Raw genomic sequence first — 23,407 nt, forward strand, 5'->3', positions numbered from 1 at the left:
ACCCTGCCATGTCCCTGAACACGTCCCAGAACACCGACCACATCCGCGTCACCCACGCCGGCTCATTGCCCCGCACGCCGGAGCTCATCGCCGCGAACGAGGCCAAGGAAGCCGACGGCATCACCCCCGAGTTCCTGGACCTGCTGGAGACCTCCGTGGTGGACGTCGTGCAGCGCCAGAAGGACCTGGGCATCGACATCCCCAACGACGGCGAGTATGGCCACACGATGTCCAGCACCGTGGACTACGGCGCCTGGTGGAACTACTCCTTCTCGCGGCTCGGCGGCCTGGAACCGACCGACGTCGACCGCTGGGCCGACGCGCAGGTGCACCGTTCCTCTCCCGGCCACATTGTCCTGACCTCGTTCCCGGACCGCCGCGACCGGCAAAAGTTCAACGACGCCTACAACGATCCCTCCTCCGGGATCCTGGCCCACCGCAAGGCCGTCACGCAGCCCAAGATCGCGGGGCCGCTGACGTACACGGGCCAGGCGCTCGTGGCCTCGGACGTCACCAACCTCCAAAAGGGCCTGGCCGCGGCAGGCCTGAGCGAGGGGTTCGTCGCGTCCCTCTCCCCCGGCTCCTGCGCCCGGGTGGCCAACGAGTATTACAAGAGCGACGAGGAACTCCTGTACGCCTGCGCCGACGCCATGCGCGAGGAATACAAGGCCATCATCGAAGCCGGCCTGACCGTCCAGCTCGACGACCCCTCGCTGGCCGAGAGCTGGGACCAGATCAACCCCGAGCCGAGCCTCGAGGACTACCTGAAGTTCATCCAGCTCCGGGTCGAGGCCACCAACTGGGCCCTGCGCGACCTCCCGCAGGAGAAGATCCGGCTGCATGTGTGCTGGGGATCCTGGCACGGACCGCACACCACGGACATCCCGTTCGCGGACATCATCGGCTCGGTCCTGCAGATCAATGCCGGCGCCTACTCCTTCGAGGCGGCCAACGTGCGGCACGAACACGAATGGCGCGTCTGGGAGGACACCAAGCTTCCCGACGGCAAGTCGATCATCCCCGGTGTCGTCTCGCACGCCACCAACGTGGTGGAGCATCCGGACCTGGTGGCGGACCGGATCGTACGCTTCGCGGAACTGGTGGGCCGGGAAAATGTGATTGCCTCCACGGACTGCGGCCTTGGCGGCCGCGTCCACCCGCAGATCGCCTTCGCCAAGCTCGAGGCGCTCGGGGAAGGCGCACGGCGGGCCAGCAAGCGGCTCTGGTAGCCGGACCGGTCCGGCGGTTCCCGTCGGGCCGGGCGGTCCGCCGTCCGGTCCGCCGTCCGGTCCGGACGGCTCGCCGGGCATTTCGCTGGGCTTGATAGACTGGTGAAGACCGAACAGGAATCGGTCCACACCACATTTTCAAACCACACCGGCCTCAGCGTGCCCTTCCTTTGGCGTGCCCGCGGCCGGTCTGGCAGCTTTACCAATCCCGCAGGAGACCCAGCAATACATGACAGCCCTGGCCACTGAAAATTTCCGCGAACAGCTCCTGAGCCGCCGTTACGACGCTAGCGTCGCGCCGGTCAACGAACTGTGTGACGCACTGCAGACCGCCAAAGCTGGCACCACCGTCCCCTACGTGGATCCCGCACACGACATCGACGAGTGCCGCATCATCAGCCTGTACTCCAACATCGGCACCGCGGACCCGTCCGGTTTCATCACCGCCGGAGACGAGGAAGCTGCCACCCGCATGCTCGGCATCCAGTGGAAGCTCGGGCTGCGCCCCGAGTACGTCATGCCTTGGAACGTCCACCCCTGGCACGTGGACGGCGAGCCCAACGGCAAGTTCACCCCGGACCAGATCTCGGCCGGTCTCAAGCCCCTGCTGAAGTTCCTCGCCCTGGTGCCGCGCGCGTCCGTGATCGTGGCGCACGGCACCGAGGCCAACCGCCTGGCCAACCTGCTGCTCAAGACCGAGGTGCCGATGATCTGGCGCCGCGGCCTGAAGACGTACAAGGTCCGCTCCCTCAGCGGCCGCGCCTTCGCTGGCACCCCGGCCCGCCAGGAGCAGTACCTGGAGGAAATGCGCGTCGCTTACGCCGACGCCATGGCCCGCACCGGCCTGGCCAAGGCCTAGTCCCGGTAAGTTAACGACGGCGGGCCAGCCGTTGCGGCGCAGCGAGTCCAGGCCGCGGTGATAGCCGACGCGGGAGTAGGCGTAGGAGTCGATGGTCCGGCCTTCCTTCCACGCTTCCTCGGCCAGCACGGCCCAGAGCAGCGAGGACGTCGGGTGCTTTTCCACCAGGTCCAGCGCCTCGTGGCCGGCCTCCAGCCCCGCGTAGACCTCGGTCTCGGCAGGCAGCAGCGTGGGCTCCGGGCCCATCAGGTTCTTACGGAACTCGTCCGACACGGCTAGAACGTCTTGCCGGTGGAGCCGAGCTGCTGTGCAGCCTCGACGACGCGGGCGGCCAGGCCGGCCTCGGCAGACGCACCCCAGACGCGGGGGTCGTACAGCTTCTTGTTGCCGACCTCGCCGTCGACCTTCAGGACGCCGTCGTAGTTGCGGAACATGTGGTCAGCGACCGGGCGGGTGTAGGCGTACTGGGTGTCGGTGTCGATGTTCATCTTGATCACGCCGTAGGAGACCGCGTCCGCGATTTCTTTCTCGGAGGAGCCGGAGCCGCCGTGGAAGACGAGGTCAAACGGGTTGGACTTGCCGATCTTCGCGCCGACCTGCTCCTGGATGTCCTTGAGGATCTCCGGACGCAGCTTGACGCCGCCCGGCTTGTAGACGCCGTGCACGTTGCCGAAGGTCAGGGCCGTGATGTAGCGGCCGTTCTCGCCGGAGCCGAGGGCATCGATGGTCGCCAGGGCGTCCTCGACAGTGGTGTAGAGCTTGTCGTTGATGGCGTTCTCGACGCCGTCTTCCTCGCCGCCGACGGTGCCGATCTCGACCTCGAGGATCATCTTGGCGGCCGCGGTGCGCTGGAGCAGGTCACGGGCGATCCGGAGGTTCTCCTGCAGGGTCTCGGCCGAGCCGTCCCACATGTGCGAGTTGAAGAGTGGGTTGCGGCCGGCCTTGACCTCGGCCTGGGAGGCGGCGAGCAGCGGGAGGACGAAGCCGTCCAGCTTGTCCTTGGGGCAGTGGTCGGTGTGCAGGGCGATGTTGACGCCGTAGTTCTTGGCCACTTCGCGGGCGAACGCGGCGAAGCCCAGGGAGCCGGCCACCATGTCCTTGGTGGAGGCGCCGGACCAGTAGGCGGCGCCGCCGGTGGAGACCTGGACGATGCCGTCGGACTCTGCCTCGGCGAAGCCGCGCAGGGCGGCGTTCAGGGTCTGGGAGGAGGTGACGTTGACGGCGGGGAATGCGAAGCCGCCCGTCTTTGCGCGGTCGATCATCTCGGAGTAGATCTCTGGGGTTGCAATGGGCATGCTGACTCCTAAAGTGAATTTCGTCTGCGGGCTGGTTGACCCTGGAGTGGACCTCGTCGGCTACGAACCATCCTAGCCATTCCTGCACCGGGGCAGTGTCTCCGGTCACGCCGGGGTTGTAACACTCGCTTCCGCCGAGGTGACACTTAACGGCAGTGTGGTGGGCAAACACTGCCGTTAAGTGTCATCTCGCGCGCCAAAGGACGGGCAGGCTACCCGGGCAGCTGGTTGAAGACGTGCCGGCGGATCCAGGCATGCATCGCAATCGCGGCTGCGGAGGCGGCGTTGATCGAACGCGTGGACCCGAACTGCTCAATCGAGAGCGTCGCGACGGCGGCCTCGTGGACCTCCGGCGTCAGGCCGGGGCCCTCCTGGCCGAAGACCAGCACGCAGTCCCGGGGCAATTCGTAGGTTTCCAGCGGGACGGAATCGGGGAAAATGTCGATCCCGATCACGGCCAGCCCCTCCCCCTGCGCCCAGGCGACAAAATCCTCCACGGTGGCGTGGTGGCGGACGTGCTGGTAGCGGTCGGTGACCATCGCGCCGCGGCGGTTCCACCGGCGTCGTCCGATGATGTGGACTTCCTTGGCCAGGAACGCGTTGGCGGTGCGCACGACGGTGCCGATGTTCATGTCGTGCTGCCAGTTTTCGATCGCGATGTGGAAGTTGTGGCGTCGCGAGTCGAGCTCCGCGACGATCGCCTCGTGCTTCCAGTAACGGTACTTGTCCAGCACGTTGCGGCGGTCGCCGTCGGCAAGCAGATCCGGATCCCAGTGCCCGCCCTCCGGCCACGGCCCCTGCCAGGGTCCGACGCCGACCTCTGCCTTGGGCTCCGGCTCACCGTCCGGCGCGGCCTCGGTACCGGCGGGTGGTTCGCTGGGCGTCTCGGGTTCAGTCACGCCTCAACATTAGACTGGGAGCTGTTGCGGCACACTATCGGCGGAGGGCACCATGGCGGAGCAGTACGAAGACCACGGAACAGACCAGCGTTCAGACTCTGATGACGTGCGGTCCACGTCCTCGGTTTACCGCAGCGGCCAGGAGATCGAGTGCTGGCTGACGGACATGGACGGGGTGCTGGTCCACGAGAACCAGCCGATCCCCGGCGCTTCGGAACTCATCCAGCGCTGGGTGGACACGTCCAAGCGGTTCCTGGTCCTGACAAACAACTCCATCTTCACGCCCCGGGACCTCGCCGCCAGGCTGAAGAGTTCCGGCCTGGAAATCCCGGAAGAGAACATCTGGACCTCGGCACTGGCCACGGCGCAGTTCCTCAAGGACCAGGTGCGCGGCTCCGAATCGGGCAACCGTGCCTACACGATCGGCGAGGCGGGGCTGACGACGGCGCTGCACGAGGCGGGCTTCATCCTCACCGACCAGGACCCCGACTTTGTGGTGCTCGGCGAAACCCGGACCTACTCCTTTGAGGCCATCACCATGGCCATCCGCCTGATCCTGGGCGGCGCGCGTTTCATCGCGACCAACCCGGATGCGACCGGGCCCTCGAAGGACGGGCCGATGCCGGCCACCGGCGCGATCGCGGCCCTGATCACCAAGGCGACCGGCCGCGAACCGTACATTGTGGGCAAGCCCAACCCGATGATGTTCCGTTCGGCGATGAACCAGATCGACGCGCACTCCGAGACCACCGCCATGATCGGGGACCGGATGGACACGGACATCATCGCCGGCATGGAAGCGGGCCTGCACACGGTGCTGGTGCTCAGCGGCATCACGCACAAGGACGACATCGCGGCCTACCCGTTCCGGCCCAACCAGATCCTGAACTCGGTCGCGGACCTGAAGAACCAGATCTGAGCGGACGCACGGAACCGGCTGGCTAGAAGGCGGTCTTCTTGCCGCCGCCGGAGGGCAGCGGCAAGAACTCGTCCTGCAGCTCCTCGATGAGCGGCCGGTAGATGGAAGGATTCCACTGCGGACTGGCGTGGGCCGGGCGTGCCCCGTCGGTCTGCAATGTATCCGAGACCATGTTGGCTTTGAACCGCAGCATCCAGGTGTCCCGGGCCGTCTCGTAGCTGACGGTCTGGTCCCGGGGATTGCCGATGAACGCCATCTTCGCGTCGCCCAGCTTGCCGACGAAGCGGTTCAGGTCGAAGTGGTAGATGTACGCCGATTCGGTTTCGATCAACACGCTGGACGGGGCAATCGGCGAGAGCTGCTCCAGGGTCTGGTCCAGGATCTGCCCCCAGCTTCGTTCATTTTTGTTCAGCACCCGCTCACCAAGTTCATAGCCGCCGCGCAGCACGGTGGGGAAGCGGAATCCTCTCTCGTAAAGGAACACCACCCCTTCGAACCAGCTCTGGTCCAGGACGTCAGACCTGCTGGACGGGCTTGAGTCGAGCAGGATGAATGCCACCTTGACGCCATGAAGCTCCAGCAACCGGGCGGCGACCTGCACGGCGACCATGCCGCCGAAGCTATGGCCGTAGAAGTAGACGGTGTCCAGCTGGTGGGCCCGGATGTGCTCGATGACAGCGATCACGATCTTGTCGATGTCCATGCCGACATTCGAATAGCCGACGGCGGCCAGCTGGCCGCGCTTGGTCAGGGCACCGCGAAGCGAGTTCAGGATCCACTGCGCCTCTTCCCAGCTGGTTTTATACCCCGGGAAGAGGAACCAGCTGGCGTGCGGAAAATACAGTTCGGCGTCGTCGTCGGGCACCAGGAGGATCTTGTTGACCCGCCGCTCGGCCTGGACCCGTCGGGTGAAGAGCATGTCCGCGGCGAGAGCCGACGCGGCACCGGTACCTACGAGGAACTTCCGCCGCGAAAACCGTTTGAGCTCGGCGGCGTGCCGGAGTAGGCGGGCCTCGGCGCTCCGGGCTTCCTGACCGTCGTTCGGTTCCGTCTCATGCGGCACACCTCTACCGTAGCCACTGCGCCGGTGGAGCAGAAAACGCGGGACGAAACGGGGCTAAGCCGGCTCCGGCGCCGGGTAAGACGGGGGCTACGCCGGTTCCGGCGTTCGGGCCGCTTCCGGTGCGAGCGCGGGTTCCGGTGCGCGGGCTGCTTCGCGGCGTGCGAGTTCCAGGCTGATGTCCTCGTAGCGGGCCAGAAGCTCCGAGGGTCCACCGTTGCGGGGATCGTCCAGCTTGCCGAAAACACAGTCGCTGGCCGCCAGCAGTTCGTCGTCGGAATAGCGGGCCAGCGGGCGCGTCCCGTACGAGTTGATGGAGGCCACGAAGTCCCCGGAGAGGTCAATGGGCTGGAACACCCGTCCAAAGTCGTCGCCGAACATCAGCAGCTCAAGCGAAACCCCTGCGGCAACGGTCGGAGCGCCGGCCAACTCGAGCTGGCTGGATCCCCCATCTACCGAATTGAGATCGTTGCGCAGGCCGGCGAGGGCCAATGATTCCACGAATTCGGCGTGCGCGAGGTCGACTCGAATATGGGAGCTGAGCCCCCTCCGGCGGATGCGCTGGATCAGCTGCATCAGGGCGGGTCGGGAATCTTGGCTGAGGCGCCCCCGGACATCGATTCGGATGACATCTGCGGCGACATCCAGCTTCACCTGGGCGTTAAGAGATTGGTCCATAGGTACTCCAAATAAAGTGTCTATGGCCGACGGCTCAACCTCATTCAGCGTAACTGCGGGATGGGGTGGGCACAAGTCCCCAAATGATCCCGCACTTTAGCCTGTGGCTTGCCGCCCCGGCTCCTGGAAGTGCGTCCGGGTCGCCGAACCACCGACGGACTCCACCAGCGAGGTGGCAATGTCGCGCAGTTTCACGTTGCCGTGGCTCGAGGCGTCGGTGAGAATCTGGACCGCCGTCGCCTGGTTGCAGCGGTTCTGCGCCATCACAATGCCGATGGCCATGTCGATGACCGTGCGGGATTCCAGCGTGGCCCGCAGGTTCGTGGCGCTGTCCGTGTGAAGCGAAAAGCGGACAGCCATGCGCAACGCCTGGGAGATCTGCCGGGTGTAGTCGCGCGCCCGGGCCGCGACGTCGCCGTCGAACTTGTGCGGAACGTCCGAATACAGGTTCAGCGCCGCTTGGGCTTCGCCCTGCAGATGGAATGGCACGGAAAGCACCGAGCGCAGCCCGTGCGAGGCCACGGCGTTGGCATAGTCAGGGCCCCAGCGGTCTTCCTCGAAAAGGTCCGGGACGTAGACCTCGCGCTCCTCTTGCGCGGCCGTCAGGCAGGGCCCCTGGGCCAGCCGGTACTGGATCTCGTCCACTTCCCGGGCGGACTCGCTGCTCCAGCCGATGGTCGCAGCCTTCCGGTCACGCAGGAGGGTGATGCCGCACAGCGCGTCGTCGCCCTCGCCGGCCACCTGGTGCGCGGAAAAACGCGCAAGTTCGTTGAGGAACTCTTCGAAGTCGGTGCTGTCGAGGATGAGGTTCTGGACCTGGTCGACAGTACTGACTGTTGCCGGGTATTCCTGGGGCGGGAGCATAGCGCGTCTCTTCAACTACGGGTACAGAGGTACCGACGGGGGTATTTAAGAAATAGTAAGACACCCCGAAAGTACCGTCCATATATGTCCGCCGCCGGTGAAACCCCTAATTCAGGCCCAGTTCGTCCTTGCCAAAAGCGAACAGGTAGGGGACGCCCGCTTCGGCTTCGATCTTTTCCTTGGCGCCGGTGTCGCGGTCCACGATTACGGCGACGGCCACGACGTTGCCGCCGGCCTTGCGCACACCCTCGACGGCGGTCAGTGCGGAACCGCCCGTGGTGGAGGTGTCTTCGAGGACCAGGACCTTGCGGCCCTCCACCGAGGGGCCTTCGACCTGGCGGCCCATCCCGTAGGACTTCTGCGCCTTGCGGACCACGAAGGCGTCCACCGGGCGGCCGGCGTCGACGGCGGCGTGCATGACGGCGGTGCCCACCGGGTCGGCCCCCATCGTGAGTCCGCCGGCGCACTCAAAGTCGATGCCGGCGTCGTCCAGCAGCGACAGCATGACCTGGCCGACGAGCTTGGACGCCTCGTGGTGCAGGGTAATGCGGCGCAGGTCGATGTAGTAGTCGGCCTCGGCGCCGCTGGAGAGGATGACCTTGCCGCGCACCACGGCCAGCTCCTTGATCAGTTCCAGGAGGCGGGCACGGGCGGCAGCGGCGTCCGCTGCGAAGTCACTGGTGGCAGTCATGGGACCCAGTTTAGTGCCAGTCAACGGGCCGGTTCCCAGTCCGCCGGCCAGATGTCGGCGCCCGGGGCGGCCGCCGTCCTGGCCGGGACCCTTGCGCCCCGGGGCAACAGACTGCACGGGACTTACGGCACTTGGCAGCCGAGGCGGGGCGGGCGTCCGATGTAAGCATGACGGCAGGAACCGAACCTTCCACGCGCTGGCCGGCCATTCCCAAGGATCCCGACAGCTTCCGGGTCCGGCCCAATCTGATGGATTACGACGCCAGCTGCGCGGCCTTCTCCTGGGATCACGCCCGCCGGGAACTGTCCGGCCTGCCGGATGGCCGGGGCCTGAACATCGCCTTCGAGGCCGCCGACCGGCACGCGGCGGGCGGGCTCGGCGGCCGCGAGGCGCTGCGCTTCATCCGGGCCGACGGGAGCAGCCACGCGCTCAGCTACGCGGAGCTGGCGGAGCAAAGCAGCCGGTTCGCCGCGGTGCTGCGCAGCCTCGGCGTCGGGCGCGGCGAGCGCGTCTTCTCGCTCACCGGCCGCAATCCGTCCCTGTACATCGCCATGCTCGGCACCTTCAAGAACGCCAGCGTGTTCTGTCCCCTCTTCTCCGCCTTCGGCCCCGAACCGGTGCGGCAGCGGCTCCACCTGGGGTCCGGGCGCGTACTCATCACCACCCGGGCGCTCTACCGGCGAAAGGTCGCCCAGCTGCGCGACTCGCTCCCGGAGCTGCGGCATGTGCTGCTGACCGACGCCGAGGGCGCCCCTGAGCCGGGCACCCTGGACCTGGCCGGGCTGATGCAGGCGGCACCGGCCGGCGGGCAGATCGCGGCGACGCAGCCCGAGGACATGGCGCTGCTGCACTTCACTTCCGGCACCACCGGGACGCCGAAGGGCGCCATCCACGTCCACGACGCCGTCACCGCCCATCACGCGACCGGCACCTTTGCGCTGGACCTGCATCCGGAGGACATCTATTGGTGCACCGCGGACCCCGGCTGGGTCACCGGAACGTCCTACGGGGTCCTGGCTCCGCTCAGCCATGGCGTGACGAGCATCGTGGACGAGGAGGAGATGGACGCGGACCGCTGGTACCGGATCCTCGCCGAGCAGCACGTCAGCGTCTGGTACACCGCCCCCACCGCGCTGCGGATGCTGATGAAGGCAGGAGCGGACCGGGCTGCCGGGCACGACCTGTCCGCCCTGCGCTTTGTGGCCAGCGTCGGCGAACCGCTCAATCCGGAGGTGGTGGTGTGGGGCAAGGAAGCCTTCGGCCAGCCGGTGCACGACAACTGGTGGCAGACCGAAACCGGCGGGATCATGATTTCTAATTTTGCGGCGACCGAGATCCGCCCCGGCTCCATGGGCCGGCCGCTGCCCGGCATCGAGGCGGCGCTGGTGGCTCGGGATGCCCAGGACAAGCCGGTGCTCAGGGACGGTCAGGCGGTGCTGGTCACCGAGCCTGACACCATGGGCGAGCTTGCCCTGCGGCCCGGCTGGCCCTCGATGTTCCGGGGCTACCTGCACGAGGATGAGCGCTACCGGCGATGCTTCGTGGGCGGCTGGTACCTCACCGGGGACCTCGCCAAGCGCGACGCCGACGGCTACTACTGGTTCGTCGGCCGGGGCGACGACGTGATCAAGTCCTCGGGGCATCTGATCGGGCCGTTCGAGGTGGAGAGTTCGCTAATGGAGCACGAGGCGGTGGCCGAGGCCGGCGTGATCGGCGTCCCGGACCCGGTCGCGGGCGAGGTGGTCAAGGCGTTCGTGGAGCTGCGCCCCGGCTGGGAGCCATCCGAGGAGCTGCAGCTGAACATCATCGGGTTCGCGCGCAAACGGCTGGGCCCCGCGGTGGCGCCGCGGCTGCTGGACTTCACGACGGCGCTGCCGAAGACCCGCAGCGGGAAGATCCTCCGCCGTCTGCTGAAGGCCCGCGAACTCGGACTCCCGGAGGGCGACACGTCCACCATCGAGTCGCCGCCGGGCGCCCCCGCGGCGCGGGAAGCAGCACCCGACATAGCGCCTGGCCCCGGGCCCGGCACTGGACGGGGTCCTGTACCGGGGACTACTGGGCCCGCCGGGCACGAGGCACCGCAATGACCGGGCCCATGGCGGCGGCCCCCGGTCCGCTGGACCCTGCGCACGGGCAGCATCTTCTGCGGCAGATGCTGCGCGTGCGCCGGCTCGAGGAGAAGTGCGTCGAGCTGTACAGCGCCGCCAAGATCCGCGGCTTCCTGCACGTCTACACCGGTGAGGAAGCGGTGGCGGCCGGCGTGCTGGAAACCCTGTCGCCGGAGGACGCCGTCGTCGCCACCTACCGGGAGCACGGCCACGCGCTGTTGCAGGGCGTGTCGGCCGGGGCGATCCTGGCCGAGATGTACGGCTTCGTGGAGGGGTGCTGCCGCGGCCGCGGCGGCTCGATGCACTTGTTCGATGCTGCCACGCGTTTTTACGGCGGGAACGCGATCGTCGCCGGCGGCCTGCCGCTCGCCGTCGGGCTGGCCCTGGCGGACAAGATGGCCGGGCGTCCGCGCGTCACCGTGTGTTTCTTCGGCGAAGGCGCAGTGGCGGAGGGCGAGTTCCACGAAAGCCTCAACCTGGCCGCGCTCTGGCAGTTGCCGGTGCTGTTCTGCTGCGAAAACAACCTCTACGCGATGGGCACGGCGCTGGGCCGCTCCGAGTCGCAGACCGACATAGCGCTCAAGGCCGCCGGCTACGAGATCTCCGCCTGGGCCGTGGACGGGATGGACGTCCTCGCCGTCGAGGAGACCGCCCGCCGCGCCGTCGACGCCGTCCGCGCCGGCGGCGGCCCGCACTTCCTGGAACTGCGCACCTACCGCTTCCGGGCACACTCGATGTTCGACCCGGAACGGTACCGGGACAAGGCCGAGGTGGCGCGGTGGCTGGAACGGGACCCGATCGCGCTGCTGCGCTCCGCGATGGAGGCCGCCGGCCAACTCACCGAGGCGGACTGGGGGCAGTTGCAGGCCGATGCCGAGGCGGAAGTCGCGGCCGGCGTCGAGTTCGCGGACGCCGGCACACCGGAGCCGCTGGAGGACCTCACCCGCTTTGTCTACAGCGAGCCCGGCGCCCGGCAGGAAGGGGACGGGGCATGAAATCCAGCTACCGGGAAGCACTCCGGGCCGGGATCCGCGACGCGCTGCAACGTGACGAACGGGTTTTCCTGATGGGCGAGGATGTGGGCGCCTACGGCGGCTCCTTCGCCGTGAGCCTGGGCTTGCTGGAGGAATTCGGGCCGGAACGGATCCGCGACACTCCGCTGTCCGAGTCCGGCTTCGTCGGCGCCGGGATCGGCGCTGCACTCGGCGGGATGCGACCCATCGTGGAGATCATGACCGTCAACTTCAGCCTCCTCGCCCTCGACCAGCTGGTGAACAACGCCGCGTCCCTGCTGCACATGTCCGGCGGCCAGTTCCACGTGCCGCTGGTGGTCCGGATGACCACCGGGGCGGGACGCCAGCTTGGCGCCCAGCACTCGCACAGCCTCGAGGGCTGGTACGCGCACATCCCCGGGCTGCGGATCCTCACCCCCGCCACCCTCGAGGACGCCCGCGGGATGCTGTGGACCGCGCTGGAAGACCCGGACCCGGTTCTGATCTTCGAGCACGGCTCGCTCTACAACGTCCCGGGCGAGCTCGCCGAGGACGCCGGCGCGGTGGACATCACCAGCGCCGCCATCCGCAGGCCCGGCACCGACGTCACGCTGATCACCTACGGCGGGACGCTTCCCCTCACGCTTGAGGCCGCGGAACAGCTCGCCGGCGAGGGGATCGACGCCGAGGTGCTGGACCTGCGCACCCTCCGGCCGCTCGACGACGCCACCATCCTCGCCTCGGTGGCCAAAACGCACCGTGCCGTGGTGGTGGACGAAGGCTGGCGCAGCGGCAGCATCTCGGCCGAAATCAGCGCCCGGATCAGCGAACACGCGTTTTTCGAGCTCGATGCCCCCGTGGGCCGGGTCTGCAGCGCCGAGGTGCCGATCCCCTATTCCAAGCACCTGGAACTGGCCGCGCTGCCCTCCGCGGAGCGCGTGGCCGCGGCGGCGCGGGAGGCGGTCGGCGCGCGTGGGTGACTTCCTGATGCCCTCGCTCGGGGCCGACATGGAGCACGGCAAGATCGTCGAATGGCTGGTCAAGCCCGGCGACTACGTCCGGCGCGGGGACCTCGTGGCAGTGGTGGACACGGACAAGACGGTGATGGACGTCGAGTCCTTCCAGGAGGGTGTGGTCGCGGACCTCCTGGTCGAGATCGGCCAGACCGTGCCGGTGGGGACGCCGCTGGCCAGGATCACGCAGACCCCTGCCGAGGTCGGGGCACCGATGCCCGAGAAACCCCCGTCCCCGCCCGGGGCCGCGGAGCGTGCGGCTCCCCGGAAAGCGCCGCCGGTCACGCCGCCCGTACCGCGCGTGGAGGCGCCGCCGGTCACGCCGCCCATCCGGCACCTCGCGCACCGGCTGGGCGTGGACACGGGACGGATCCGCGGCACCGGCAAGTACGGAGCCGTCACCCGGGCGGATGTGGAGCACGCGGTCGCCGCCCGGCCTGCGGGTACGGGACGGGTGCGGTCCTCGCCCCGGGCCAGGCGGCTCGCCGCCGAACTCGGCGTCGAGCTGTCCACCGTTCCGGGCACCGGACCGGACGGCGCCGTGACCGTCGGCGACGTGCAGGACGCCGCCGCCCGCCGGACGGAGGCCGGGCCGCGGGAGGGGGAGGCTGCGGCCGGAGCGCCCGCCGTCGGGGCCCGGCCGGCCGAACCGTCCGTTGAAGCCGCTGCGACGCCGGTGCCAGAGGTGCGGGTTGCAGAGAAAGAGGCTGCGGAGAACCCGTCAAAGGCCCGGGAGCGGGTGGCCACGCTGCGCCGGGCCATCGGGGCACTGATGACCCGCTCCAAGCAGACCATCCCGCACTACTACCTGAGCACCACGCTGGACCTGCGCGCCGCCGTCGGCTGGATGCAGGCCGTCAACGTGCAGCGGCCGGTGGCATCCCGGCTGGTGCCCTCCGCCCTGCTGCTCAAGGCGGCGGCGCTCGCGGCCAAGGAGGTTCCGGAGGTCAACGGCTTCTATCTGGACGGCTCCTTCCGGCCGAGCGCCGCGGTCCATCTGGGCGTCGCCGTCGCCCTCCGCCAGGGCGGCCTGGTGGCACCCGCGATCCACGACGCCGACACCCTGGCGCTCGACGAACTGATGGAGCACCTGCGGGACCTGGTCGGCCGAGCGCGGGCCGGACGGCTGCAACGCGCCGAGATGGCCGACCCCACCATCACCGTGACGAACCTCGGCGATCTCGGCGTGGACAGCGTCTACGGGGTGATCTACCCGCCGCAGGTGGCCATGGTGGGCTTTGGCCGCGTGCTGGAGCAGCCCTGGGCGGAAAACGGCATGCTCGGCGTCCGGTTCGCGGCCACCGCCACCCTGTCCGCCGACCACCGGGTCAGCGACGGCCTGCGCGGCGCACGCTTCCTGGCCCGGATCGAGGAACTGCTGCAGAAACCGGACGAGCTGTGAACACCATAAGACCCGTAACGACGGAGAGACCATGAATGAACAGGATGCCCGGGCCGCGGTTCGCGCCGCGCTCGGCAAAGTCGCACCGGATGTGGAACTGGACGACGTCGGCGGCGACGCCCGGCTCCGCCAGGACCTGGAGCTGGACTCACTGGATTTCCTGCGGCTCGTCGAAACCATCGACACGGCGACCGGAGTGGACATCCCGGAGCGCGACTATCCCGCCGTCGCCACGGTCGACGGCCTGATCAGCTACCTCGCCGCGCACGGCTAAGCCCGATCCGCTGCTCCGTAACTGCCGTTATGAGGGTCCAAAAGGGCCGTTTCGGAGCAATCGACGAATTCGGAGTGCTAGGGGTGGGGCTGGGGCCGGGCTTCGGAGCGGCGCGCGAACGCGGGGGCGTGTTCGGGACGGGGTCCAAAGCCAATGAGCCTGGGAATGATTCTCCTCAGCGCCGGAACGTGACGCACCACGAAGAGCGCAACAGCCGGAACTTTGGTCCGCTTTCCGGCCATGATCGGGCCAAAGACGGCGCGGTGCATGAGCCTTTGCGCGGTTTGCACCACCACGGTGGGCGGCCGCCGTCGCCGTTCAACGCGTCCGAGGTCCGCCGTCGTGACCCGGCCCCTCAGCAGCGCCGGAGCCAGGATCTCCGCCGCCGCCACCGCGTCCTGGATGGCGAGGTTGATGCCGACGCCGCCGGCGGGCGACATCGCGTGGGCAGCGTCCCCGATGCACAACAGTCCGTTGATATGCCACGTCTGCAGCCGGTCCAGCCGGACATCGAGCCAGTGCAGATCATCGAGGGACCGGATGGCGTCAACCCGGTTGGCGAGGTCCGGGCGAAGCGCCGCGATCCGGCGTCGGAAGTTTTCCACGCCTTCCGCGCGGATCCGGATGCCGGCGCCCTTCGCGGCGAGGTAGCCCATTTGGTAGTAGTCGTTGCGGGTCAGTGCCACCAGCGCTTCCCCGGGGCCGAACGCCGGCACGAGCCCCGCCACCTCCCCGCTCTCAGCGGCGTGGCGCGGCAACCGGAACCACCACGTGTCGAACGGCACCGGAAACTCCTTTGGCGCGAGCCCGGCGGCGGCTCGCAGCACGGAGTGCCGGCCATCGGTCGCGACCACCAGGTCTGCCCGGAGTTCGTCTTGCCTGCCGTCCGGAGTGCGGAACCGGACCCCGCGGACACGGCCGCCGTCGCGGACCAGCCCGGTGGCCGTGTGGCTCATCAGCAGGGTGAATCCCGGCTCCTCGGCGGCAGCCGCGGCGAGTAAGTTCAGGAAATCCCACTGCGGCATCATCGCGATGTAGTTGTACGGCGGTTTGAGGGAATCAAAGTCCCCCATGGTCACCGACGGCCCGCCGGGGACGGGGAACACGACGCTCTTGAGGCGGCTTTGCGGCAGGCGGCGGAACTCCTGGCCGAGGCCGAGTTCGTCAATCAACCGGATGGTCGACGGGTGCACGGTGTCGCCGCGGAAGTCGCGCAAGAAGTCCGCGTGCTTTTCCAGGACCGTCACCCGCACGCCGGCCCGGGCCAGCAGCAGGCCAAGCATCATCCCGGCCGGACCTCCGCCGGCCACCACGCATCCCGTCGACTCCATGGCCATACGCTACGCCTGCCAGGGTGCCGGCGGGAGGGGTTTTGGCGGCGCTTCCGGACGCGGGCGGCGGTTCCGGACCGGCGGCAACAGTTGAGCCCGATTGACACGGCTGGCTAGGCTTTGAGGCATGCGTGAACTCCAGGCGAAGATCATCGAAGAAATGGGCGTGCAGCCCCGGATCGACCCCGCCGAGGAGGTGCGCAAGCGCGTCACGTTCCTCAAGGACTACCTCAAGGCGAGCCACACCAAGGGCTTCGTCCTGGGCATCTCCGGCGGCCTCGACTCGTCGCTCGCCGGCCGGCTGGCCCAGCTGGCGGTCGAGGAGCTCGACGCCGAGGGCGTGGAGGCGAACTTCGTCGCGGTGCGGCTCCCGTACGGTGTGCAGCACGACGAGGACGACGCCCAGGCGGCCCTCGACTTCGTGCGCGCCAAGACGGAGTGGACCTTCAACATCTCCGCCGCGGTGGACGGCTTCGAGGACGAGTTCGAGAAGACAGTCGGCAACGGGATCTCCGATTTCCACAAGGGCAACACCAAGGCCCGGACCCGCATGATCGCGCAGTATGCCCTGGCCGGGGAGCACAACTACCTGGTCATCGGCACCGACCACGGCGCGGAATCCGTGACCGGTTTCTTCACCAAGTTCGGCGACGGCGGCGCGGACATCCTGCCGCTGTTCGGCCTGAACAAGCGGCAGAACCGTGCGCTGCTGGCCGAGCTCGGCGCCCCGGCGCGCATCTGGGAGAAGGTCCCGACGGCTGACCTGCTGGATCACAAGCCAGGCCGCACGGACGAGGAAGAACTCGGCCTGAGCTACGACACCATCGATGACTACCTCGAGGGCCGGGACGTCCCCGAGGCGGCGGCCGAGCTGATCGAGCAGAAATACCTGCGGACCCGGCACAAGCGCACCGTTCCAGTCACCATTTTCGACACCTGGTGGAAGCAGTAGCGCGCCGAGGACGCAGCCGGCCGCGGTGCCGGTTCAGGGGCCCTGCAATTGCAGGGAGATCCGGTGCGCCTCGTCCATCAGCAGGCGTCCCAGCTGTTCGCGGCGGTCTTCGCGGAAACGCGGTTCAATCCCGGTCAGGGACAGGGCCCAGGCCGGGCGGCCGCGCTGGTCGAAAACGGCGGCACCCATCCCCCAGCTGCCCTCCAGCACCAGGCCGGGGTTGACCGAGTAGCCTGCCTGCCGCGTCGCTTCCAGGTTGGCGCGGACCACCTCCTCGCTGTGCGCTGCGGCAAAGCTCCCGGCGTGGGTCGTCCAGCCGGCCAGCAGCTCTTCCTGCTCGGCCGCGGGCAGGAACGCCATGATGGCAGTGCCGGCGGAAGCGACCCCCAGCGGGAACCGGACACCCTCATGCAGCACGAAGGAGCGCACCGGGAAGCTGCCCTCCTCCCGGAGCAGGCACACCGTCTCGGCACCGCGGCGGATCGAGAAGAAGGCGCTCTCGCCGGTCTCCTCGGCCAGCCGGCGCAGGCTGGGCCGGGCAATGTCTTCCAGTGGAAAGCGTGCGGACGCGACGGATCCCATCAGCAGGATTTCCGGGCCCAGCACCCAGTTGCCGGTGTGCGGATCCTGGTCCAGCAGGCCCTCGGCGGCCAGCGAGGTGAGCAGCCGGTGGGCGGTGGGGCGCGTCAGCCCGGATTCGCGGACCAGTTCCACGAGCGGTGAGCCTTCCGGCCTCCGGCCCACGATCCTCAGCAGGGCCGCGACACGGCTTACCACCTGGGCTCCCTGAACCGGGGCAGACGTCATGCGGGCTCTCCTTGCAGCTAACTTTCCTAGCGATGTATCCACATTGTGGACAAGATCAAGCCTAGCGTCCACACTCTAGAAATGCGCCAATTTTCCCTGATTTTCTGCGTTGACAGTGCTCCACGCCACACCATAGGCTCCTTCATCAGGCAGACAGTCCACAAAGTGGATGCCGGCACCGCGGCTCAGGCCATGGCAGCCGGAGACTTCACGGCTCAATGAGGAGATCCATATGTCAAAGGTGAAATCCGGCGCGGCAGCAGCGCTGCAGGACGTGTTGCGGGACGGTCTGACGCTCGCGGTAGGCGGCTTCGGCCTCAGCGGCATCCCCGCAGACCTGATCGAGGCCGTGCGGGATTCCGGCGTCAAGGACCTGACGGTGGTCTCCAACAACATGGGCGTGGACGGCAAGGGACTGGGCGTCCTCATCGAGGCGGGCCAGGTCCGCAAGGTCATCGCATCCTATGTGGGTGAAAACAAGCTTTTCGCGGAGCAGTACCTCGCCGGCAAGCTCGAGGTCGAGTTCACCCCGCAGGGCACCCTCGCCGAGCGCCTGCGCGCCGGCGGCGCCGGCATCCCGGCTTTCTACACCAAGACCGGCGTCGGCACCCTCGTCGCCGAAGGCAAGCCGCTGGCGGAGTTCGACGGCGAGACGTATGTCCAGGAGCGTGCGATCAAGGCCGACGTCGCCCTGGTCCACGCGCACACCGCCGACACGGACGGCAACCTGATCTACCGCTACACGGCGCAGAACTTCAACCCGGTGGTCGCCACGGCCGGGGCCGTCACCGTCGCCGAAGCCGAAGTGATCGTCGAACCGGGGCAACTGGACCCGAACCACATCGTCACCCCCGGCGTCTTCGTCCAGCGGCTGGTCCAGGCCAGCGACAGGGTCAAGGACATCGAACAGCGCACAGTCCGGCCCCGCGCCGAAGCGTCCGGGACGGACAACGCCGCCGTCGCCGTCGCCGTCTAACCAGGCCTGAGCGCCGCCACCCACACTTTTCAGGAGAATCATCATGGCTTGGACCCGCAATGAAATGGCCGCCATCGCGGCCGAAGAACTCAACGACGGCGATTACGTCAACCTCGGCATCGGCATCCCCACGCTCGTCGCCAACAACCTGCGTGAGGGCGTGCGCGTGGTGCTGCAGAGCGAAAACGGCCTGCTCGGCATGGGCCCCTTCCCCTACGAGGGCGAGGAGGACGCGGACCTGATCAACGCCGGCAAGCAGACCGTTACGGTCCTGCCCGGCGGCAGCATCTTCGACTCCGCCACCTCCTTCGGCATGATCCGCGGCGGCCACGTCAAGGTCGCGATCCTCGGTGCCATGCAGGTCTCCGGCGCCGGCGACCTGGCCAACTGGACCATCCCGGGCAAGATGGTCAAGGGCATGGGCGGCGCCATGGACCTCGTGGCCGGCACCCCGCGCGTGGTGGTCCTCACCGAACACAACGCCAAGGACGGCACCGCGAAGATCGTCAAGGAATGCACCCTGCCGCTGACCGGGCTGAGCTGCGTGGACCGCATCATCAGCGACCTGGCGGTGTTCGACCTGGTGAAGCCGGAAGACGGAACGGGCAGCCGACGGCTCACCCTCACCCGGCTCGCGCCCGGCGTCAGCGTGGCGGAAATCCGCGAAAAGACCGAGGCGGAGTTCGACGTCGCCCCCTCCCTCGAAGCCGCCGGCACCGCCGACGACAGCACCGCCCGTGACGCCAGCACCCTGGAAGGGGCAACGGCATGAGCCTCAAGGACCAGTTCGGCAAGGACGTCCTGCTCACCGGCTGGGGCCACAGCCGCTTCGGCAAGCTCACGGACGAGACCCTCGAGTCCTTGATCGTGCAGGTCGCCACCGAGGCGATCGGCAACGCCGGGATCGAGCCCGGCCAGATCGACGAGATCTACGTAGGCCAGTTCAACTCGGGGATGATGCCGCTGGCGTTCCCGTCCTCGCTGGCCCTGCAGGTCTCGGAGCAACTCGCCAACGTGCCCTCGACCCGGGTCGAGAATGCGTGCGCCTCCGGATCCGCCGCGTTCCAGCAGGGCACCAAGTCGCTGCTGGCGGGGACGGCCAAGACGGTGCTGGTGATCGGCGCCGAAAAGATGACCCAGGCCGGCGCCGACGTCGTGGGCGCGGCCCTGCTCGGCGCCGACTACGACATGGCCGGCAAGCCCTCCAGCACCGGCTTCACCGGGCTGTTCGCCGAGGTGGCCAAGCACTACGAGAAGCGCTACGGCGCCGTATCGGACGTGCTCGGCACGATCGCCGCGAAGAACCACCGCAATGGCGTGGACAACCCCTACGCCCAGCTGCGCAAGGATCTCGGCGAGGAGTTCTGCCAGACGGTCTCGGACAAGAACCCGATGGTCGCCGACCCGCTGCGCCGCACCGACTGCTCCCCCGTCTCCGACGGCGCCGCCGCCGTCGTGCTGAGCGTCGGCCCCACCGGCGGCGCCACCGCCCCGGTCCGGCTCGCCGGCTTCGGCCAGGCGAACGACTTCTTCCCGACCGACCGCCGCGACCCCACCGCCTTCGCCGCGACCCGCGCCTCCTGGCAGCGCGCCATGGGCATGGCCGGCGTCGACCTGGCGGATCTGGACTTCGCGGAGGTCCACGACTGCTTCACGATCGCCGAACTGCTGATGTACGAGGCCATCGGCCTGACCGAACCGGGCCAGGGCGCCCGCGCGGTCAAGGAGGGCTGGGTCTTCAAGGACGGCAAGCTGCCCATCAACGTCTCGGGCGGCCTCAAGGCCAAGGGCCACCCAGTCGGGGCCACCGGCGTCTCACAGCACGTCATCGCGGCCATGCAGCTCACCGGCACCGCCGGGGACATGCAGCTGGCCGCGCCGCGCCGGGCCGCGGTGCAGAACATGGGTGGCGTGGGCATTGCGAACTACGTCAGCGTGCTTGAAGCAGTCTGAGGCGCCGCCCGCGGAGATGGTGTGGGTCACCAACTGGCTGGGCCTGGCGGCCGGCGCCCCCGTGATGGTGTGCCGGCCCGGCCATGTTCCCGCCCCCGCAACGGTGGAACTCGCGACCCCGGACGGAAAGATCCTCTGGGTCCGGTACTGGACCTCGGCAGAGCGCGCCATGCTGCACAAGGCCGACGGGACGCAAGTGTGGTGCGAGGCAATCCTTGGCTGAGACGAGCATCGAAAACGTGGCCGATCGCGGTATTTCGCTGGGCTTCTAAGGCAGCGTGTAGGGCACCGCGGGGTCAGGAGTAGTCGTTGTAGAAGCCGCGGCCGCTCTTGACCCCCAGCCAGCCCTTTCCGATGTAGTCCTGGAGCAGCGGGGCGGACTTGTTTTCCGTCCCGGCCAGCTCGCAGTAGTGGTTTTCGATGTCGAGGACCACGTCCAGGCCCACCTCGTCCATGAAACGGAACGGGGTGGTTTCGGACTTGAAGACGTCGGCGAACAAGGCGTCCACGTCCTGCGGCTCGGCGACGCCCTCGGCCACCACCAGGAGGGACTCCCGCTTAATCGCGGCCCAAATCCGGTTGAAGATGAAGCCGGTGCTCTGCTTGCGGACCCGGTGCGGCACCAGCGCATACTTGGGCAGCTCGGCCATCAGCAGTTCGATGAGCGCAGGGTCGGTGTGCCCGCTGGACATCAGCTCCACGGACCGGACCGCCGGGGGCATGTAGAAGTGCATGTTCAGGACCCGTTCCGGGTGCGTCACGCCGCCAATGAATTCGCCGGAGGCAAAGGACGACGAGTTGCTCGCCAGCACGGCATCCGGGTCCGCCAGCTGGTCGAGATCGGCGAAGATCGCCTGCTTCAGGCCCAGTTTCTCCGGGACCGCCTCGACCACAAGCCACGAATCCCTGAGGGCTTCGGCAAGATTATCCTTCGCCGCGAGCCGGACAGCCGATGTGCCCCCGAGCTCTTCCACGGTGCGGTGGCGCTGCGTTGCGATGTATTCGACAGCTGCCCTTGCCACGGCAAGGTCTGTGTCGTAGACGCGCACCTCTGCGCCTTGGAGCGAGAGCATCAGGCCAATGCGCCTGCCCAGCGCGCCTCCTCCGATGACGGTAATGGGCCGGTCCGCGGTGTTGGCTGGGAGCGTGTACGTCATGTCAGTTCCTTTCGGGCGGCCGCCGCTTACGCAGCAGCCACATTGATGCGATTCATACGGGGGCCCCTGGCGATCAATACAAGGGCAGGGAGGGCGGCCAGCACAAGGGCTGAACCGTAAACCAGGGTGGTGTTCTTCATCCCCGCAACCGGGACCAGCAGCCCCGCGGCCACGGCGGGGATGCTGAAGCCGAGGTAGCAGATCAGGTAGATGCTGGAGAGCATCCCAATGCGCTCATGCGGCCCGCACAGCGGCAGCGTCATCCGCATCGCCCCGAAGTAGCCGCTGCCGAAGCCGACGCCCGCCACCATGGTGCCGGTGAAGTAGAGCGGTGCGGATCCCAACTGGACGGCGAGCACGGTCAGGGATATTCCGGCGATGAGGGCGAGGACGCCGGTCAGGAGGGTGTTCCGGTCGGACCAGAGACGCACGACGAGGATCGCCAAGGCACCCGGGACGAACAGCGCAAACAGCGCCAGCCCGCCCACCAGCACGGAGCTGTCCTTCGTGATCGAATGCGCAAGGCTCGGACCGAGGGAAAGGTAGAAGCCGGCGAGCGCCCAGGTGGCGGCCGCTACGGGCATGGTCGCGGCCATCGTTTTGCGCGCGGAACCGGGGACCCTCGCCTCGGGCACCAGGGAACGGAGCCAGCCGGGGGCAATGCGACCCGCGCTTGGCAGCCAGAGCAGGGCGGTTCCAAGCACCAGGAGCAGGGCCGCGAGGAAGAAGTACACGGTCTTCGTGGGTTCCGGCAGGAAGCGGACCAGGGATGCCGAGCCGAGCGCGCCGATGGAGAGCCCCACCGGCGAGGCCGCGCTGTTCACCAGGGAGCCTCGACCTCGGCGGGCGGTGCCCTCGAAGGCCAGCAGTGCCGCCCCGGCGGCGCCCATGGCCGCACCGGTAGCGACGCCCTGCAGGGCCCTCGCCGCGAGGAGCATTTCCGGACCGGGCGCGAACGCGAAGGTCATCATCGCTCCGATCTGCAGCGCCACGGCCCCGAGCAGCACGGGCCGCGTACCGAGATGGTCCGCCAGCGAGCCGACCACCAGCAGGGTCAGCAGCACGGCCACCGCGTAGACGGCAAAGATGACCGTTACGGCGGCGGAGCCGAGGCCCCATTCCCTGGCGTAGAACTCGTACAACGGCGACGGCGCCGACGAAGCCCCGATGAAGACCGTTAGGAGCGCCGCATGCAGCCAGAACGCGGTACCGGTGTTCTTCAATGCTTTCCCTGCCTACTCATGGAACGACTAAAGCACAATCTATGCATTAAGAGGTTAGCACCGGAAACAGGCGCTAAAGCAGAATTTTTGCCTTAGTATGGTGTGATGATGGCTACAGCGACTCCGCGGCCGGGCGGCCGCAGCGCACGCGTCCAGCAGGCGGTGCACCAGGCGGTCCGCACGCTACTGGAGGAGAACGACGGCGACCGTTCGGTCTTGTCGGTGCCGCAGGTGGCGGAGCGGGCGGGGGTGAATTCCTCGACCATCTACCGGCGGTGGGGTGACCTGCCGCGACTGCTCGCCGCCGTCGCGTCCAACCGGATGTTGCCCGAACAGGTGGAGGACACCGGTTCGCTCAGAGGCGATATGGAGGCGTGGTTCATCCCCTACGTTGAGGAATTCTCGTCGCCGCTGGGGCGGCAGGTACTGCGTGACATGCTGGCGGACGGCGCCGTGACGCGGGACTATTTCGCGCTCATGCAGGGCCATGTCGAGGAGATTCGGGCGCTGGCCGAAGCCCGCGGCGAGACCGCGCCGGCCGCCCGTGAAATTGTCGACACGGTGGTGGCGCCCGTCATTTACCGCATCCTGTTCAACCACGAATCCGCCCCGGAGTTGAGGGTCCAGGACCGGATCGGCCAGTTGCTCCGCCCGGGAGCGGCTTCCACCGTCCAGGACTAGACTCGTTTCCAGCCTTTATCCACTAGACCCTTTATCCAACAGAC

General features: G+C 68.0%; 24 protein-coding genes and 1 pseudogene. 14 read left to right on the forward strand and 11 right to left on the reverse strand.

The window, feature by feature from the left end; translation table 11 throughout:
- The first annotated feature begins 8 nt into the window (after nt 1-8).
- Both AC1DNC_RS03240 and AC1DNC_RS03245 read left to right on the forward strand, forming a co-directional pair.
- Nucleotides 9-1,229 carry a cobalamin-independent methionine synthase II family protein gene (locus AC1DNC_RS03240; RefSeq protein WP_476861124.1) on the forward strand — a complete coding sequence of 407 codons (1,221 nt, stop codon included), beginning with the start codon at nt 9-11 and terminating at the stop codon, nt 1,227-1,229.
- A gap of 229 nt (nt 1,230-1,458) precedes the next feature.
- Nucleotides 1,459-2,088 (forward strand): uracil-DNA glycosylase family protein, encoded by a 630-nt coding sequence (locus tag AC1DNC_RS03245; RefSeq protein WP_476861125.1) that lies wholly within the window; start codon nt 1,459-1,461, stop codon nt 2,086-2,088.
- 3 nt (nt 2,089-2,091) lie between these two features.
- Here AC1DNC_RS03245 and AC1DNC_RS03250 read toward each other — a convergent pair.
- The 3 genes and pseudogenes from AC1DNC_RS03250 to AC1DNC_RS03260 form a co-directional block, all read right to left on the reverse strand.
- Nucleotides 2,092-2,361, reverse strand: a pseudogene (locus AC1DNC_RS03250) (DUF3151 family protein); the annotation flags it as partial.
- 2 nt (nt 2,362-2,363) lie between these two features.
- On the reverse strand, nt 2,364-3,383 hold the full coding sequence (gene fbaA, locus AC1DNC_RS03255) for a class II fructose-bisphosphate aldolase (protein ID WP_476861126.1): 1,020 nt from the start codon (nt 3,381-3,383) through the stop codon (nt 2,364-2,366).
- Between the two features lie 212 nt (nt 3,384-3,595).
- The gene (locus AC1DNC_RS03260) at nt 3,596-4,282 is read right to left on the reverse strand and encodes a TrmH family RNA methyltransferase (RefSeq protein ID WP_476861127.1); all 687 of its coding nucleotides are present in this window, start codon (nt 4,280-4,282) and stop codon (nt 3,596-3,598) included.
- 52 nt (nt 4,283-4,334) lie between these two features.
- On the opposite strand from AC1DNC_RS03260, the gene AC1DNC_RS03265 reads away from it, so the two are divergent.
- A complete protein-coding gene (locus tag AC1DNC_RS03265; protein WP_476861128.1) occupies nt 4,335-5,201 on the forward strand; it encodes an HAD-IIA family hydrolase in 867 nt (288 codons plus the stop codon).
- 22 nt (nt 5,202-5,223) lie between these two features.
- On the opposite strand, the gene AC1DNC_RS03270 is transcribed toward AC1DNC_RS03265, so the two are convergent.
- The 4 genes from AC1DNC_RS03270 to pyrE all read right to left on the reverse strand — a co-directional run bounded on the left by AC1DNC_RS03270 (nt 5,224) and on the right by pyrE (nt 8,494).
- Complete coding sequence (locus tag AC1DNC_RS03270; RefSeq protein ID WP_476861129.1) at nt 5,224-6,264, reverse strand: alpha/beta fold hydrolase; 1,041 nt, start codon at nt 6,262-6,264, stop codon at nt 5,224-5,226.
- An 87-nt stretch (nt 6,265-6,351) separates the two neighbouring features.
- Nucleotides 6,352-6,939, reverse strand: coding sequence for a hypothetical protein (locus AC1DNC_RS03275; RefSeq protein WP_476861130.1), 588 nt, complete (start codon nt 6,937-6,939; stop codon nt 6,352-6,354).
- 96 nt (nt 6,940-7,035) lie between these two features.
- On the reverse strand, nt 7,036-7,803 hold the full coding sequence (locus AC1DNC_RS03280; RefSeq protein WP_476861131.1) for a GAF and ANTAR domain-containing protein: 768 nt from the start codon (nt 7,801-7,803) through the stop codon (nt 7,036-7,038).
- 106 nt (nt 7,804-7,909) lie between these two features.
- Nucleotides 7,910-8,494 carry an orotate phosphoribosyltransferase gene (pyrE, locus tag AC1DNC_RS03285; protein ID WP_476861132.1) on the reverse strand — a complete coding sequence of 195 codons (585 nt, stop codon included), beginning with the start codon at nt 8,492-8,494 and terminating at the stop codon, nt 7,910-7,912.
- 167 nt (nt 8,495-8,661) lie between these two features.
- Between pyrE and acsA the strand changes: the two genes are divergently transcribed.
- The 5 genes from acsA to AC1DNC_RS03310 are packed head-to-tail and all read left to right on the forward strand — an operon-like array spanning nt 8,662 to nt 14,283.
- Nucleotides 8,662-10,581 (forward strand): acetate--CoA ligase, encoded by a 1,920-nt coding sequence (acsA, locus tag AC1DNC_RS03290; protein ID WP_476861133.1) that lies wholly within the window; start codon nt 8,662-8,664, stop codon nt 10,579-10,581.
- A complete protein-coding gene (pdhA, locus tag AC1DNC_RS03295) occupies nt 10,578-11,597 on the forward strand; it encodes a pyruvate dehydrogenase (acetyl-transferring) E1 component subunit alpha (protein ID WP_476861134.1) in 1,020 nt (339 codons plus the stop codon). Before acsA ends, pdhA begins: the two co-directional genes overlap by 4 nt.
- On the forward strand, nt 11,594-12,574 hold the full coding sequence (locus AC1DNC_RS03300; protein WP_476861135.1) for an alpha-ketoacid dehydrogenase subunit beta: 981 nt from the start codon (nt 11,594-11,596) through the stop codon (nt 12,572-12,574). The genes pdhA and AC1DNC_RS03300 overlap by 4 nt, the downstream gene beginning before the upstream one ends.
- The gene (locus tag AC1DNC_RS03305; RefSeq protein ID WP_476861136.1) at nt 12,567-14,009 is read left to right on the forward strand and encodes a dihydrolipoamide acetyltransferase family protein; all 1,443 of its coding nucleotides are present in this window, start codon (nt 12,567-12,569) and stop codon (nt 14,007-14,009) included. The genes AC1DNC_RS03300 and AC1DNC_RS03305 overlap by 8 nt, the downstream gene beginning before the upstream one ends.
- A gap of 31 nt (nt 14,010-14,040) precedes the next feature.
- Entirely contained in the window at nt 14,041-14,283 is a 243-nt protein-coding gene (locus AC1DNC_RS03310) for an acyl carrier protein (protein ID WP_175322176.1), read from the forward strand.
- Between the two features lie 77 nt (nt 14,284-14,360).
- Here AC1DNC_RS03310 and AC1DNC_RS03315 read toward each other — a convergent pair whose 3' ends face one another.
- Entirely contained in the window at nt 14,361-15,614 is a 1,254-nt protein-coding gene (locus AC1DNC_RS03315; RefSeq protein ID WP_476861137.1) for an FAD-dependent oxidoreductase, read from the reverse strand.
- A gap of 127 nt (nt 15,615-15,741) precedes the next feature.
- Between AC1DNC_RS03315 and nadE the strand changes: the two genes are divergently transcribed.
- Complete coding sequence (gene nadE, locus AC1DNC_RS03320) at nt 15,742-16,566, forward strand: ammonia-dependent NAD(+) synthetase (RefSeq protein ID WP_476861138.1); 825 nt, start codon at nt 15,742-15,744, stop codon at nt 16,564-16,566.
- Between the two features lie 33 nt (nt 16,567-16,599).
- Here the strand turns inward: nadE and AC1DNC_RS03325 are convergent, their stop codons facing one another.
- A complete protein-coding gene (locus tag AC1DNC_RS03325; protein WP_476861139.1) occupies nt 16,600-17,373 on the reverse strand; it encodes an IclR family transcriptional regulator in 774 nt (257 codons plus the stop codon).
- A 232-nt stretch (nt 17,374-17,605) separates the two neighbouring features.
- On the opposite strand from AC1DNC_RS03325, the gene AC1DNC_RS03330 reads away from it, so the two are divergent.
- From AC1DNC_RS03330 to AC1DNC_RS03345, 4 genes are read left to right on the forward strand one after another with little or no spacing between them, the layout of a single operon-like run.
- A complete protein-coding gene (locus AC1DNC_RS03330; RefSeq protein WP_476861140.1) occupies nt 17,606-18,349 on the forward strand; it encodes a CoA transferase subunit A in 744 nt (247 codons plus the stop codon).
- A gap of 43 nt (nt 18,350-18,392) precedes the next feature.
- Nucleotides 18,393-19,121, forward strand: a complete 729-nt coding sequence (locus AC1DNC_RS03335) for a CoA transferase subunit B (protein WP_476861141.1) — start codon at nt 18,393-18,395, stop codon at nt 19,119-19,121.
- Entirely contained in the window at nt 19,118-20,302 is a 1,185-nt protein-coding gene (locus AC1DNC_RS03340; protein WP_476861142.1) for an acetyl-CoA acetyltransferase, read from the forward strand. The genes AC1DNC_RS03335 and AC1DNC_RS03340 overlap by 4 nt, the downstream gene beginning before the upstream one ends.
- Nucleotides 20,289-20,525: a hypothetical protein gene (locus AC1DNC_RS03345; RefSeq protein WP_476861143.1), complete on the forward strand. Its 237-nt coding sequence runs from the start codon at nt 20,289-20,291 to the stop codon at nt 20,523-20,525. The genes AC1DNC_RS03340 and AC1DNC_RS03345 overlap by 14 nt, the downstream gene beginning before the upstream one ends.
- Nucleotides 20,526-20,598: 73 nt before the next feature.
- Here AC1DNC_RS03345 and AC1DNC_RS03350 read toward each other — a convergent pair whose 3' ends face one another.
- Entirely contained in the window at nt 20,599-21,459 is an 861-nt protein-coding gene (locus AC1DNC_RS03350; protein WP_476861144.1) for a 3-hydroxyacyl-CoA dehydrogenase family protein, read from the reverse strand.
- A 26-nt stretch (nt 21,460-21,485) separates the two neighbouring features.
- Entirely contained in the window at nt 21,486-22,682 is a 1,197-nt protein-coding gene (locus AC1DNC_RS03355) for an MFS transporter (protein ID WP_476861145.1), read from the reverse strand.
- A 108-nt stretch (nt 22,683-22,790) separates the two neighbouring features.
- Here AC1DNC_RS03355 and AC1DNC_RS03360 point away from each other — a divergent pair, with 108 nt between their 5' ends.
- Entirely contained in the window at nt 22,791-23,363 is a 573-nt protein-coding gene (locus AC1DNC_RS03360) for a TetR-like C-terminal domain-containing protein (protein ID WP_476861146.1), read from the forward strand.
- Nucleotides 23,364-23,407 lie beyond the last annotated feature (44 nt).

This window comes from Arthrobacter sp. 01N442 (assembly GCF_056399345.1).